At 72.1% G+C, this 14,306-nt stretch carries 12 protein-coding genes; 1 reads left to right on the top strand and 11 read right to left on the bottom strand.

The genetic code is table 11. The features are described from left to right. Nucleotides 1–46: 46 nt before the first annotated feature. The 4 genes from ruvX to ACZ6R9_RS26240 are packed head-to-tail and all read right to left on the bottom strand — an operon-like array spanning nt 47 to nt 4,118. Entirely contained in the window at nt 47–538 is a 492-nt protein-coding gene (gene ruvX / locus ACZ6R9_RS26255) for a Holliday junction resolvase RuvX (protein ID WP_465540685.1), read from the bottom strand. Then, entirely contained in the window at nt 535–3,201 is a 2,667-nt protein-coding gene (gene alaS, locus ACZ6R9_RS26250; protein WP_380488062.1) for an alanine--tRNA ligase, read from the bottom strand. Before alaS ends, ruvX begins: the two co-directional genes overlap by 4 nt. Then, the gene (locus ACZ6R9_RS26245; RefSeq protein WP_380488060.1) at nt 3,201–3,635 is read right to left on the bottom strand and encodes a DUF6167 family protein; all 435 of its coding nucleotides are present in this window, start codon (nt 3,633–3,635) and stop codon (nt 3,201–3,203) included. Before ACZ6R9_RS26245 ends, alaS begins: the two co-directional genes overlap by 1 nt. Before the next feature lie 6 nt (nt 3,636–3,641). Further along, entirely contained in the window at nt 3,642–4,118 is a 477-nt protein-coding gene (locus ACZ6R9_RS26240) for a DUF948 domain-containing protein (protein ID WP_380488058.1), read from the bottom strand. A gap of 252 nt (nt 4,119–4,370) precedes the next feature. Here ACZ6R9_RS26240 and ACZ6R9_RS26235 point away from each other — a divergent pair, with 252 nt between their 5' ends. After that, nucleotides 4,371–6,446 (top strand): ATP-binding protein, encoded by a 2,076-nt coding sequence (locus ACZ6R9_RS26235; protein ID WP_465540682.1) that lies wholly within the window; start codon nt 4,371–4,373, stop codon nt 6,444–6,446. Between the two features lie 84 nt (nt 6,447–6,530). On the opposite strand, the gene rpsD is transcribed toward ACZ6R9_RS26235, so the two are convergent. From rpsD to hisS, 7 genes are all read right to left on the bottom strand, one after another. Next, nucleotides 6,531–7,145: a 30S ribosomal protein S4 gene (gene rpsD / locus ACZ6R9_RS26230; RefSeq protein WP_035860039.1), complete on the bottom strand. Its 615-nt coding sequence runs from the start codon at nt 7,143–7,145 to the stop codon at nt 6,531–6,533. Nucleotides 7,146–7,462: 317 nt separating this feature from the next. Beyond that, complete coding sequence (locus ACZ6R9_RS26225; protein WP_380488054.1) at nt 7,463–8,812, bottom strand: replication-associated recombination protein A; 1,350 nt, start codon at nt 8,810–8,812, stop codon at nt 7,463–7,465. 123 nt (nt 8,813–8,935) lie between these two features. Beyond that, on the bottom strand, nt 8,936–9,541 hold the full coding sequence (locus ACZ6R9_RS26220; protein ID WP_380488052.1) for a hypothetical protein: 606 nt from the start codon (nt 9,539–9,541) through the stop codon (nt 8,936–8,938). A gap of 72 nt (nt 9,542–9,613) precedes the next feature. Continuing rightward, on the bottom strand, nt 9,614–10,390 hold the full coding sequence (ppk2, locus tag ACZ6R9_RS26215) for a polyphosphate kinase 2 (protein ID WP_380488136.1): 777 nt from the start codon (nt 10,388–10,390) through the stop codon (nt 9,614–9,616). Nucleotides 10,391–10,554: 164 nt separating this feature from the next. Next, nucleotides 10,555–11,061 (bottom strand): GNAT family N-acetyltransferase, encoded by a 507-nt coding sequence (locus ACZ6R9_RS26210; RefSeq protein ID WP_465540680.1) that lies wholly within the window; start codon nt 11,059–11,061, stop codon nt 10,555–10,557. A 178-nt stretch (nt 11,062–11,239) separates the two neighbouring features. Continuing rightward, nucleotides 11,240–13,030, bottom strand: coding sequence for an aspartate--tRNA ligase (aspS, locus tag ACZ6R9_RS26205; RefSeq protein ID WP_380488048.1), 1,791 nt, complete (start codon nt 13,028–13,030; stop codon nt 11,240–11,242). Continuing rightward, on the bottom strand, nt 13,027–14,298 hold the full coding sequence (gene hisS / locus ACZ6R9_RS26200) for a histidine--tRNA ligase (RefSeq protein WP_380488046.1): 1,272 nt from the start codon (nt 14,296–14,298) through the stop codon (nt 13,027–13,029). The genes aspS and hisS overlap by 4 nt, the downstream gene beginning before the upstream one ends. Nucleotides 14,299–14,306: the final 8 nt, after the last annotated feature.

Here is a 14,306-nt window from a genome sequence, read left to right as displayed (position 1 = left end):
GACGCGCGTCCGCACGGGCCCCGGATCGGAACCTAGCCCCGGCCGGTCAGGCCACCGGCTCGACACTCTCGCCGGGTGCGCGTCCGCTCACCCGTTCGGTCTCAAGGGCGGCCTGGAGGATCACCACGGCCGCGGCCTGGTCGATCACCGAGCGGCCCTTCTTCGAGGACCGGCCGGAGGCGCGCAGTCCGGCGGCGGCGGTGACGGTGGTCATCCGCTCGTCCACCAGCCGCACGCCGACCGGGGCGACCAGCGCGGCCAGCCGGCCCGCGTAGTCGCGGACCTTGGCGGCGGCCGGGCCTTCCTTGCCGCTCAGCGAGCGCGGCAGGCCGACGACGACCTCGATCGCGTCGTACTCCTCGACGATCGCCTTGAGCCGGGCCTGCGAGCGGCCCCCGGCGGGGACGGTCTCCACGGGCGTGGCGATCAGCCCGTCGGGGTCGCAGACCGCGACCCCGATCCGGGCGTCACCGACGTCCACGGCGATCCGCCGGCCGCGCCGGAAGACCTTCTCTTCGACGCTGTGATCCTCACTCACGCGCGCTCGGCCACCAGTGCCCGCACGGCCTCGATCGCCTCGCCGACCGCGGCCGGGTTGCTGCCGCCGCCCTGCGCCACGTCGTCCTTGCCGCCACCGCCGCCGCCGAGCGTCTTCGCCGCGGTGCGGACCAGCTCGCCGGCCTTGATGCCGCGGGCGCGGGCGTCCTCGCTGGTGGCGATGACGGTCAGCGGGCGGTCGTTGGCCACGGTGAACGCGGCGACCACGGCCGGGCGGTTGCCGAGCCGGGCGCGGACGTCCAGCACCAGCTTGCGCAGCTCGTCCGCACCGGTGCCGTCGGCGACCCGGGCGGCGACCAGGGCCACGCCCTTGACGTCCTCCGCACCCTCGGCCAGGCCCGCGGCGGCCTGCAGCACCTTCTCGGCGCGGAACTTCTCGATCTCCTTCTCGGCGTCCTTGAGCTTGGCGAGCATGCCGGAGATCTTCTCCGGGAGCTCCTCCGGGCGGCCCTTGACCAGCTCGGTGAGCTGGGAGACCACGGTGTGCTCGCGGGCCAGGAACTTGTACGCGTCAACGCCGACCAGCGCCTCCACGCGGCGCACGCCGGAGCCGATCGAGGACTCGCCGAGCAGCTTCACCAGGCCCAGCTGGGCGGTGTTGCCGACGTGCGTGCCACCGCACAGCTCCTTGGAGAAGTCGCCGATGGTGACCACGCGGACCGAGTCGCCGTACTTCTCGCCGAACATCGCGATGGCGCCCTGCTTGCGGGCCTGGTCCATCGTCATGACCTCGGCGGTGACCTCGAGCTCGCGGGTCAGCACGTCGTTGATCTTCTGCTCGACGTCGATCAGCACGCTGCCGGGCACGGCGGCGGGCGAGCCGAAGTCGAAGCGGAAGCGGCCGGGCGCGTTCTCCGAGCCGGCCTGGGCGGCCGTCGGGCCGAGCGCGTCGCGCAGCGCCTGGTGGGTCAGGTGGGTCGCCGAGTGGGCGCGGGCGATGGCCCGGCGGCGCTCGGTGTCGATGGTGGCGTACGCGGACGCGCCGAGCACCACCTCGCCGAACAGCACCCCGCCGGAGTGCACGATGACGCCCGGCACCGGCTGCTGCACGTCGCGGATCTCGACGACCGCGCCGGAGTCCAGCCGGATCCGGCCGTGGTCGGCGAGCTGGCCGCCGCCCTCGGCGTAGAACGGGGTGCGGTCGAGGATCAGCTCGACCTCGTCGCCCTCGCCGGCGGCCGGCGACGGGACGCCGTCCACCAGCAGGCCGACCACGGTGGCCTCGCCCTCGGTGGCGGTGTAGCCGGTGAAGACGGACGCGCCGGCGCTGTCGGCGACCTCGCGGTACGCGGCGACGTCGGCGTGGCCCATCTTCTTCGCCTTGGCGTCCGCCTTGGCGCGGTCGCGCTGCTCCTGCATCAGGCGGCGGAAGCCGGCCTCGTCCACCTGCAGGCCCTGCTCCTCGGCCATCTCCAGGGTGAGGTCGATCGGGAAGCCGTAGGTGTCGTGCAGCTTGAACGCCTGCTCGCCGGAGAGCACCACGCCGCCGCCGGCCTTGGTCTCGGTGACCGCGGCGTCCAGCAGGTTGGTGCCGGAGCGCAGGGTCTGGAGGAAGGCGTTCTCCTCGGCGACCACGACCGTCTCGATGCGCTTGCGGTCGGTCTCCAGCTCCGGGTACTGCGGGGCCATCGCCTTGATCGAGATGTCGATCAGGTCCTTGGCGACCGGCTCGGTGGCGCCCAGCAGGCGCATGTTGCGGATCGCCCGGCGCAGGATGCGGCGCAGCACGTAGCCGCGGCCCTCGTTGCCGGGGGTGACGCCGTCGCCGACCAGCATCAGCGCGGTGCGGAAGTGGTCGGTGACCACGCGCAGCGAGACGTCCGACTTGTGGTCGGCGCCGTAGCTGTGGCCGGTGAGCTCGGCGGCGCGGTCGAGGATCATCCGGCTGGTGTCGATCTCGAACAGGTTGTCGACGCCCTGCAGGACGGCGGCGAGGCGCTCCAGGCCGAGGCCGGTGTCGATGTTCTTGCTCGGCAGGTCGCCGAGGATCTCGAACCCGTCCTTGCCGTCACCGTGGCCGCGCTCGTACTGCATGAAGACCAGGTTCCAGATCTCCAGGTAGCGCTCGCCGTTGACCGCCGGGCCGCCCTCCTCGCCGTACGCGGGGCCGCGGTCGTAGTTGATCTCCGAGCACGGGCCGCACGGGCCGGGGACGCCCATCGACCAGAAGTTGTCCTTCATGCCCAGGCGCTGGATCCGCTCGGACGGGACGCCGATGACGTCGCGCCAGATCTGCTCGGCCTCGTCGTCGTCCTTGTAGACGGTGATCCAGAGCTTCTCGGGGTCCAGGCCGTAGCCGCCGTCCGCGACGGAGCTGGTGAGCAGCTCCCAGGCGAACTTGATGGCGCCTTCCTTGAAGTAGTCGCCGAACGAGAAGTTGCCGCACATCTGGAAGAACGAGCCGTGCCGGGTGGTCTTCCCGACCTCCTCGATGTCCAGGGTGCGGACACACTTCTGCACGCTGGTGGCGCGCGAGAACTGCGGCTTGACCTCGCCGAGGAAGTACGGCTTGAAGGGCACCATGCCGGCGTTGACCAGCAGCAGGGTGGGGTCGTCGGCGACCAGCGAGGCCGACGGTACGACGGTGTGGCCGCGCTCCTCGAAGAAGCGCAGCCAGCGGCGGCGGATCTCTGCCGACTCCATCAGTGGGGGTCCTTCCGATCGGTCGTGCGGCCCGGCAGCTCGCGCTGACGGGGCTTGGCAACGATTGCCTGGGGGGTGGTGCGGCGGGTGCCGCGGGACGTGGGCAGGGCGGCGGCCGGGGAGCCCGGGGCCGCCGAGATAGCTCGGTCCCCGCCCGACCCGGCCGCGCCGCTGAGGGTGCGGCGGCGGGGCGGTTCGACGACCGCGGTGCCGTCCAGGCCGAGGTCGGAGCGCAGCTGCTGCTCGCGCTCGACCATGCCGGCCTTCACGTCGCGGGCGAACTGCCGTGCGGCGTCGCCGAGTTGAAGCGCGCCGCGGGCGGCGCTGCCGGACAGCGAGTCGGGCGTGAGGCGGTGCACCGCCTCGTTGGCCTTGTTCATGGCCCAGACGGTGGCGCCCGCGCCGACCGCCATCCAGAAGATCCTGCGCACCATCGCCGGTCAGCCCCTCACGGCCCGGCGGACCCGGGCCAGCAGCCCGCCGCGCGGCGCGGTCGCGGCCCGTACCTCGGCCCGGATCAGCCGGGCCAGTTCCTCGCGCTCACCGCTCTGCTGCGGCACCGCGGGCCCGGCCTGCTGCCGGTTCACGGCCCGGCGCACGCCGTAGCTGAACGCGGCCAGCTTCACCAGCGGCCCGCCGACGGTGGCGGCCACCGTGGAGGACAGCGCCTTGGCGTCGGCCGCGGCGTCCTGGACGTTGGCGGTGATCTCGTCCACCCGCTCCAGCTGCTCGTGCGCGCTGCGGACGGCGGCGTTCGCGTCCTGCAGCAGCGGCACGGCCTGCTCGGTGACGGCGGAGACCAGGACGGTGGCCTCCCGCAGCACCCTGGACAGCCGGACCAGGACCACGGCGAGCAGGGTGACCAGGACCGCCCAGAAGACGGCGACCAGCAGCCCGGCCAGCTCTCCCACGGACACCTTCGCGCGCTCCCTCGCCTGTGCCAGTCACACTCGTGCAATTTCAGGGTGCAATCCCAGGGTTGAACCCTACCGTGACTGCCGACCGCTCCCCGACCGGATATCGGCAGGTCCGCCCCGGCTCCGAACCGGTCGGATGTGCGAACACGGCGCGTAACCTACCGCCCGGTCACCTCGTTGGGGAGTTGGCTCGCGGAGTACGGGCCCACCGGTCGAACGGGTTCCTAGTGACGGGGGCGTCCCTTGGACGGCATGGCGGCAGCGTCGAGAGGGCCGGGCCGGCTGCCCGCCGAAGCCACCGCGTTCGTCGGCCGGGCCGCCGAACTCGACGCCCTTGCCGCCCTGCTGGGCCGCTCCCGGCTGGTCACCGTGACCGGCCCGGGCGGCGTCGGCAAGTCCCGGCTGGCACTGCGGGCCGCCGCCCGGCTGGCCCCCGGCTTCCCGGACGGCGCGCACCTCGCCGAGCTCGGCCGGCTGCGGGACGGGCTGCTGCTCGGCCGCACCGTGCTGGCCGCACTGGGGCCGGCCGGGCCCACCGCCCGCGCGCCGCTGGAGGCGCTGGCCCACCGGCTCGCCGACCGCCGCCTGCTGCTGGTGCTGGACGGCTGCGAGCAATTGGCCGGAGCGTGCGCCGAACTGGTCGACACGCTGCTGTGCGCCGCGCCCGGGCTGCGGGTGCTGGCCACCTCCCGGCAGTCACTGCGGGCGGCCGGCGAGCACCTGCTGCCGCTGGCCCCGCTGCCGGTCGAGCCGGCCCCCGGCCGGGCCGACTCGGAGGCCGTGCTGCTGTTCGCCGACCGGGCCGCCGCCGCCCGCCCCGGCTTCCGCCTGGCCGCCGCCAACCGCGCCGAGGTGGCACTGCTCTGCCGCCGCCTGGACGGCCTCCCGCTGGCCCTGGAACTGGCTGCCGGCCGCCTGCCCGCGCTGTCCGTGGAGCAACTGCTGGCCCGGCTGGACGACCGCTTCCGGCTGCTCACCGGCGGCGGCCGCACCACCCCGGCCCGGCACCGGACGCTGCGCACCGCGATCGGCTGGAGCCACGAACTCTGCACCGCGCAGGAACGTTTACTCTGGGCCCGCCTGTCGGTCTTCGCCGGCGACTTCGACCTGGACGCCGCCGAATACGTCTGCGCCGGCGACGGGCTGGACCTCGACGACATCCTCGCCCTGCTCGACTCGCTGGCCGACAAGTCCGTCCTGGAACGCCGCGACGGCGAACCCGCCCGGTTCCGGATGCTCGACACCCTGCGCGACTACGGCGGCCACTGGCTGCGGACCGGCGAGGACCACCGGCGGCTGCTGCGCCGCCACCGCGACTGGTACCTGTCCGTCGCCACCTGGGGCGAGGTCGAATGGTTCGGCCCCCAGCAGGCCGAGACCGCCGAACGCACCCGCCTCGCCCACCCGAACCTGCGCGCCGCCCTGGAGTTCTCGCTCGCCGAACCCGGCGAGGAACAGTCCGCCCTGGCCCTGGCCGGCACCCTCTGGTACTTCTGGCTCGGCACCGGCCGCCTCGGCGAGGGCCGCCACTGGCTGGACCGCGCCCTCGCCCGCGCCCCCGAACCCACCGAAGCCCGCGCCAAGGCCCTCTGGGTCACCGGCCACCTCGCCGCCCTCCAGGGCGACCAGGACCGCGCCCGCCCGGCCCTCGCCGAGTGCCACCGCCAGGCCCTGGACACCGGCGACCGGCGGGCCCTCGCCCACGCCGTCCACCGCCGGGGCTGCGCCGCCCTGCTCGGCGACGACCCGGCCCGCGCCGCCGAACTCCTCGACGAGGCACTGCGGCACTACACCGCCCTCGGCGAACTCGACACCCACGTCCTGACGGCCATGGCGGGGCTCGCCCTGGCCCACCTGTCCCTCGGCGACGGCCCGAACGGCACCGCCTGGGCCGAACGCGCCCGCGAGCACTGCGAGCAGCACGGCGAGCAGTGGGCGCACGGGTACTGCCTGTACGCGCTGGCCCGGGCCCGCCGGCAGTCCGGCCGGCCCCGGGCCGCCAGGGACTTCGCCCGCGAGTCGATCCGCCTCGCCCATCCGCTGCGCGACCCCCTCGGCACCGTCCTCGCGCTGGACCTGCTGGCCCTGCTCGCCGCCGAGGACCCCACCCCCGACCCGTACCAGGCCCGCGTCCTCCAAGGCGCCGCACACCGCCTCTGGACGGACCTCGGCACGCCCTTCTTCGGCTCCCGCACCTTCGGCCGCCCGCACCGCGCCTGCGCCCGGCGCACCCGCGCCGCCCTCACCGGCCAGCAGTACGAGGAAGCCTTCCGCCTCGGCACCGGCCTCGACCTGGACGCCGCCGTCCGCCGCGCCCTCGGCGCCTGAGGCCGTTCGGGGGCGGCCCCCGGGGGCCCGGAAACGGGAAACGCCCCCGCGGTCCGAGGACCGAGGGGGCGTTCCGCTCGCGGGTCAGCGCGAGTAGTACTCGACGACCAGCTGCTCGTCGCAGACAACCGGAACCTCGCGGCGCTGCGGCGCGCGGTCCAGGCGGAAGGCCAGGGCCTTCAGGTTGACCTCGAGGTACTTCGGGGTCTGGCCCTCGCCGGCGTTGCCACCCTCGCGAGCCACCTGGAAGGGGACCTTCTCCTTGGACTTTTCCTTCACCGTGACGACGTAGCCCGGCTTCATCTGGAACGACGGCTTGTTGACCTTCGAGCCGTTGACCTCGATGTGACCGTGCACGACCATCTGGCGGGCCTGGTAGATGGTGCGGGCGATGCCCGAACGCAGAACCAGGGCGTCGAGGCGGACCTCCAGCAGGGCGACGAGCGCCTCACCGGTCTTGCCCTCGACCTTCTTGGCGGCCTCGAAGGCACGCGCCATCTGCTTCTCGCTGAGGTCGTACTGCGCGCGCAGACGCTGCTTCTCGGTCAGACGGACCTTGTAGTCAGAGTTCTGCTTGCGGCCACGGCCGTGCTGGCCGGGCGGGTACGGGCGGGCCTCGAAGTACTTGACGGACTTCGGGGTCAGCGGAACGCCGAGAGCACGGGCGATCTTGACCTTGGGGCGCTTCTGGTTCGCCATGTTTCCTTTTCCTGTTCAGATACGGCTGTCACCAGGTGTTGACGGAGGACGCTTCTCGCGGCCCGGAGAAAAACCGTCCGTCGCCGGATGGTCAGCCGCTCTCCGCGACCGGGCACTATGTGCTTGCACACGAGAGGCCCACCGACCGGGAAAGGTGGTGGGCTGCCCGCGACACCGAAAACCGGTGCGCGCCGCTCCTGGAGAACTCCCTTGCGGGAGGCCTCCGTTGGTTGCCCCGCTGGTGCGGCCGGTCGCTCCTCGCGGAACCCCGGGCCCGGGACACACTGCGAATAGTCTACAGGCTGCGACGACCGGGTTCACTCGCCCTTGAGCCGGGCCCTGGTCCACTCCGCGATCTCCGCGTACCGGGCCTCTCCCCCGCGCTTGGTCGGCTTGTAGTACTCCTTGCCGTGCACCGCGTCCGGCGCGTACTGCTGCGCGGCGATGCCCTCCGGCAGGTCGTGCGGGTACTGGTAGCCCTTCCCGTGCCCGAGCTTCTTCGCCCCGCCGTAGTGCGCGTCCCGCAGGTGCGCCGGCACCGCGCCCGCCAAGCCCTGCCGGACGTCCGCCAGTGCGGCGTCGATCGCCAGGTACGCGGCGTTCGACTTCGGCGCCAGCGCGAGCGCGATCGCCGCCTGGGACAGGATGATCCGCGCCTCCGGGAAACCGATCAGCGCCACCGCCTGCGCGGCCGCGACCGCCGTCGGCAGTGCCGTCGGGTCGGCCAGACCGATGTCCTCACTCGCCGAGATCATCAGCCGACGCGCGATGAACCGCGGGTCCTCCCCCGCCTCGATCATCCGCGCCAGGTAGTGCAGCGTGGCATCCACATCACTGCCCCGGATCGACTTGATCAGCGCGCTCGCCACGTCGTAGTGCTGGTCGCCGTCCCGGTCGTACCGCACCGCCGCCTTGTTCACCGCCGTCTCGGTCGCCGCCAGCGTCAGCACGCCCCCGCCCTGTTCCAGCGCCGCCCCCGCAGCCGCCTCCAGCATGGTCAACGCCCGCCGGGCATCACCCCCGGCCAACCGCACCAGGTGGTCCTCCGCCTCCTCCGCCAGCTCCACACTCCCGCCGAGCCCCCGCTCGTCGGTGGTCGCCCGGCGCAGCAGGACGCGAATGTCCTCGTCCGTCAGCGACTCCAGGGTGAGCAGCAGCGACCGCGACAGCAGCGGGGAGATGATCGAGAAGTACGGGTTCTCGGTGGTCGCCGCGATCAGCGTCACCCACCGGTTCTCCACCGCGGGCAGCAAGGAATCCTGCTGCGCCTTCGAGAACCGGTGGATCTCGTCCAGGAACAGCACCGTCTCCCGCCCGGTCATCCCGACCGCCCGACGGGCGCCCTCGATCACCGCGCGGACTTCCTTGACCCCGTGCGTGATCGCCGAAAGTTCTACGAACCGGCCCTCCACCGCCTGGCTGATCACATGCGCGAGAGTCGTCTTCCCCGTCCCCGGCGGCCCCCACAGGATCACCGAACTCGTCGCCGCCGGCCCCTTGGCCCCCGCGACCAGCCGCCGCAACGGCGACCCTTCCTTCAACAACTGCTGCTGCCCCGCCACCTCGTCCAAGGTCCGCGGCCGCATCCGCACCGCGAGCGGGGCGCGCCCCGGCTCGGCACTCTGGCGTTCCTCGGCTGCATGCGTGAAAAGGTCGGGCTCGTCCACGAGACGCAACCCTATACGGCGGGAAAACAGGGACGCGGGGAACTGCGCGAAGGGGAACGCGCCACGTCCGCAAGATCGCGACGCAGGACGGTGACCTGCACGTGGAAGCGCCCCGGCGGACCATTATTGCGGCCGGTGCAGCAGCACCACGTCGAACTCCTCCATCCCGTAGATCACCGTCCCCGAAGCCCTGCTCGCCGCCGCGCGCACCGCCGCCTGGGCCCCGCGCGAGGCATCGAACGCCCCGCGGTCCGCGAAGATCGTTCCGACCACTCCTACCGACCGCCCGCGGTCGATGAGCATGGCGGCCCCCACGTACCCGTCGATCTCCCTGATCGCCGGCAGGCCGCTCTCCTCGAAGCCCTTCACCACCCCGTCCAGTCGCGCCTCGTCGAACGCGAAGCGGGTCAGCCGGAAGCCCCCGTTCTCGACGGCGGGCCCGGGTTCCGCTGCGGCGACGTCCCAGCGGTTGACGGCGACGGTCGCGGCGAACGGCACCAGCAGCGTGTCCCGGCGGTCGGCCAGCGCGGTGTCACTCGCGGCCTCGTGTTCGGGGGTGTCCCACCAGGAGCCCATGGTGAGGGTGCCGAGTGTCCGGTTGGCGAAGAGCCCGTAGCCGCGATAGCCGGGCTGCGCGGAGAGGAGTTCGACGGACTCGCCGCGCAGCGCGTCGAGGCTGTCCTCCAGCAGGGCAGGGTCTCCGGTGGCGTAGACGGTGCGGACATACATGGAGTGCCTCCAGCCGTTGCGGGATCCCCTCCATCGCAAACCCGCCGAACCGCACCGGTCAACCGGGGGCGGTCACCGCGCGAGCAGGGTCGCGGCGTGGTCGAAGACGTACTTCTGGAGGTCGCGCGGCGGCCGCTGGTAGCCGCGCGGTTCGGGCCGGGGAGGGAGGGTGATCGCGGGGCGGACCACCTCGTGGTACGGGACGGAGGAGAGCAGGTGGGCGATCATGTTGAGGCGGGCGCGGCGTTTGTCGTCGCTGTCAACGACGTTCCACGGGGATTCGGGAATGTCGGTGTGGATGAACATCTCGTCCTTGGCCCGCGAGTACTCCTCCCAGCGGGTGATGGATTCGACGTCCATCGGGGAGAGCTTCCACTGCCGCATGGGGTCGTCGAGGCGGTCACGGAAACGGCGTTCCTGCTCGATGTCGCTGACCGAGAACCAGTACTTGCGCAACACGATGCCCGCCTCGATGAGCATCCGTTCGAAGGTGGGGCACTGGTGGAGGAACTGCCAGTACTCCTCCTCGGTGCAGAAGCCCATCACCTTCTCGACGCCGGCCCGGTTGTACCAGGACCGGTCGAACAGCACTATCTCGCCGGCGGCCGGGAGTTGCTCGACGTAGCGCTGGAAGTACCACTGGCCGCGCTGGCGTTCGGTGGGGGCGGGGAGGGCGACGATCCGGGCGTTGCGGGGGTTGAGGTACTCGGTGACGCGTTTGATCGCGCCGCCCTTGCCAGCGGCGTCCCGGCCCTCGAAGATCACGACCATCCGGATGCCGTCGCTGCGGACCCATTCCTGCATCTTGACCAGTTCCTGCTGGAGCCGGAGCAGTTCGGTTTCGTAGATCCCCTTGGGGACGCGCCGAACGCTCTTGGCGCCGCCGGACTTCTTGCCTCGCTTGGGATCCGCCACTTCGCATGCCTTTCGCTCACCGTGCCGCCGACGATCACTCAGGCTACGGGCCGCCGGTGGTCGACGCAGGTCGGCCGACGGCCAGTGGCGGCATGGAGTCAGAGTTCGTCGAACGGCGCGGGGTAACGGCAGACTCCGTGCGGGACGCGGTCCGCGCCGGGCAGCGTGAGCACCTGGAAGTACATGTCGGGGACGTCGTACGGTCCGCTGATGCGGTGTTCGGAAGCGGGCGCGAAGCCGAACCGGCCGTAGTAGCCGGGGTCGCCGAGGACCACCACGACGCGCTCGCCGGCCTCCGCGGCGGCGGTCAGCGCGGCCCGCACCACGGCGCTGCCGACACCCTTGCGCTGCCACTCGGGGGCGACGGCGACGGGTGCGAGGGCAAGTCCCTTGCCGCTGCCGATCTTCAGCCGGGTGAGCAGGGCGTGGCCGATGACGACCTCGCGGGCATCGACGGCGACCAGGGAGAGTTCGGGCAGCCAGGCGGGGTCGCGGCGCAGCGCGTCCACCAGGTCCGCCTCTTCGGGGCCTGGGAAGGCCGCCATGTGTACGCGCCGGGTCTCGGCGGTGTCGCTGGGGAGTTCAACTCTGGTTCGTACGGTCATCCTTGACCCTTCTTGCGCCCTGCACCCCGTCGTGCAGCGTTCCGGCCCCGGGCGGTGCGAGCCTACTCCTGGTGGGCGCGCACCGGCCGGGGCCGGAACGAATCGTGATCTTTGTGATGTTCCGTCAGTTTTCGACGGTGCGTCAGACGGCTTCAGGCGCCGCGCGTCGGACGGTGCGTCAGGCGGTGGGCTCGGCCTCCGCCTTGGCGGCCTCCTTGGCCTTGGGCTTGGCGTCCACACCGGCCTCCCGGCGCTGGGCCGGGGTGATCGGGGTGGGGGCGCCGGTCAGCGGGTCGCCGCCGGTGGAGGTCTTCGGGAAGGCGATGACGTCCCGGATGGTGTCGTAGCCGCCCAGCAGGGTGACCACGCGGTCCAGGCCGAGCGCGATGCCACCGTGCGGCGGCGGGCCGTAGTTGAAGGCGTCCAGCAGGAAGCCGAACTGCGAGGCGGCCTCCTCCTCGGACAGGCCGATCGCGTCGAACGCCCGCTTCTGCACCTCGCGCTGGTGGATACGGATCGAACCGCCGCCCAGCTCCGAGCCGTTGAGCACCAGGTCGTACGCGTTGGAGAGCGCGCTGCCCGGGTCGGTGTCGAAGGTGGCGAGCGACTCGGCGGTGGGCGCGGTGAACGGGTGGTGCACCGCGTGCCAGCCCTGGAACTCGCCCTTGTCGTCCTCGATCGGCTCGAACATCGGGAAGTCCACGACCCAGAGGAAGGCCCACTGGGACTCGTCGATCAGGTTGCAGCGGCGGCCGATCTCCAGGCGGGCCGCGCCGAGCAGCTCCTGCGAGGCGGTCTTCTTGCCGGCCGCGAAGAACACCGCGTCGCCGGGCTTGGCGCCGGCGGCGGCGGCCAGGCCGGCCAGGTGCTCCTCGGACAGGTTCTTGGCGACCGGGCCGCGCAGCTCGCCGGTCTCGGCGTCCACCAGGACGTACGCGAGGCCGCGGGCGCCGCGGGCCTTCGCCCAGTCCTGCCAGGCGTCGAGCTGCTTGCGGGGCTGCGAGGCGCCGCCGGGCATCACGACCGCGCCGACGTACGGGGCCTGGAAGACCCGGAACTCGGTGCCCTTGAAGTACTCGGTCAGGTCGGTGAGTTCCTGGCCGAAGCGGACGTCCGGCTTGTCGGAGCCGTAGCGCGACATGGCGTCGGCGTACGTCATCCGCGGCAGCGGGTTGGGGATCTCGTACCCGTGCACCTCGCGCCAGATCGCGGCGATGATCTTCTCGCCGAGGGCCAGGATGTCCTCCTGGTCGACGAACGAGGCCTCGATGTCGAGCTGGGTGAACTCCGGCTGCCGGTCGGCGCGGAAGTCCTCGTCGCGGAAGCAGCGGGCGATCTGGTAGTAGCGTTCCATGCCGGCCACCATCAGCAGCTGCTTGAACAGCTGCGGGGACTGCGGCAGCGCGTACCAGTGGCCGGGCTGGAGGCGGACCGGGACCAGGAAGTCGCGGGCGCCCTCGGGGGTGGAGCGGGTCAGGTACGGGGTCTCGATGTCGAGGTAGTCGTTCGCCTCCATCACCGAGCGGATGATGTGGTTGACCTTCGAGCGCAGCCGCAGCGCGCGGGCCGGGCCCTCACGGCGCAGGTCGAGGTAGCGGTAGCGCAGCCGCACCTCCTCGTTGACCGAACCCGGCTCGTACTCGGCGACCTGGAACGGCAGCGGCGCGGCCTCGGACAGCACCTCGATGGACTCGACGACGACCTCGACGGCGCCGGTCGGAATGTCCGGGTTCTCGTTGCCCTCGGGGCGGACCCGGACCTCGCCGATCACCTTCACGCAGTACTCGGAGCGCAGCCCGTGCACCGACTCCAGGTCGCGGACCACGACCTGCACGGTGCCGGAGGCGTCCCGCAGGTCGATGAAGGCCACGCCGCCGTGGTCACGGCGGCGGGCCACCCAGCCGGCCAGGGTGACGGTGGTGCCGGCGTGCTCCGGTCGGAGCGTGCCCGCGTCGTGCGTGCGGATCACAGCTGCTTCTCCTTCAGGGTGGTGACGAGCGCCTCCAGGGAGACGGGGGTCTGCTCGCCGGACTCCATGTCCTTGAGCTGGACCACGCCCTCGGCGAGGTCCCGGTCGCCCGCGATCAGGGCGAAGCGCGCTCCGGACCTGTTCGCGGACTTCATGGCGTTCTTGATGCTCTTGACGCCGAACGCGAGGTCGGTGGCGACACCGGCCCGGCGCAGCTCGACGGTCTTCGCGAACAGCACGTTCTTGGCTTCCTCGCCGAGCGCTACCGCGTACACCTCGGTGGTGACGGGCAGGTCGAGCTCGATGCCTTCGGCCTCCAGCGCGAGGAAGGTGCGGTCCACGCCCAGGCCCCAGCCGACCGAGGGCAGCGCCGGGCCGCCCAGCATCTCGGACAGGCCGTCGTAGCGGCCGCCGCCGCCGATCGCGGACTGCGCGCCGAGGCCGCCGTGCACGAACTCGAAGGTGGTGCGGGTGTAGTAGTCCAGGCCGCGCACCAGCTTGGGGTCGTCGACGAACGCGACACCGGCGGCGGTGAGCAGTTCGCGGACCTTCTCGTCGTACGCCTTGCAGTCCTCGCACAGGTAGTCGCGCAGCATGGGCGCGTCCACCAGCTGGGCCTGCACCTCGGGGCGCTTGTCGTCGAGGACGCGCAGCGGGTTGATCTCGGCGCGGCGGCGGGTGTCCGCGTCCAGGTCGAGGCCGGTCAGGAAGTCCACCAGCGCGGTGCGGTAGACCGGGCGGCACTGCGCGTCACCGAGCGAGTTCAGCAGCAGCTTGTACTCGCGCAGGCCGAGCGAGCGGAAGGCGTCGTCGGCCAGGATGATCAGCTCGGCGTCCAGCGCCGGGTCCTCGGCGCCGAGGGCCTCCGCGCCGACCTGCGAGAACTGCCGGTAGCGGCCCTTCTGCGGCTTCTCGTAGCGGTAGAAGTTGCCCGAGTACCAGAGCTTGACCGGCAGGTTGCCGAGCTTGTGCAGGTTGGCTTCCAGCGTCGCCCGGACCACCGAGGCGGTGCCCTCGGGACGCAGCGCCAGGTCCTCGTTGCTCTCGGGGCGCTTGGCGATGCGGAACATTTCCTTGGTGACGATGTCGGTGGACTCGCCGACGCCGCGGGAGAACAGCTTGACGTCCTCGAACACGGGCGTCTCGACGTAGCCGTACCCGGCGCGGCGCAGCGGCGCGGACAGCCGCTCGCGGATCTCCAGGTAGGCCGCGGAGTTCACCGTGGGCAGCAGGTCGTAGGTGCCCTTGGGGGCCGTGAAGGTGCTCAACTTCTCTT

The sequence above is a fragment of the Kitasatospora sp. NPDC048662 genome (assembly GCF_055587065.1).
The sequence above is the reverse complement of the archived record's forward strand: the minus strand, read 5'-3'. Positions and strand labels throughout refer to the sequence as shown.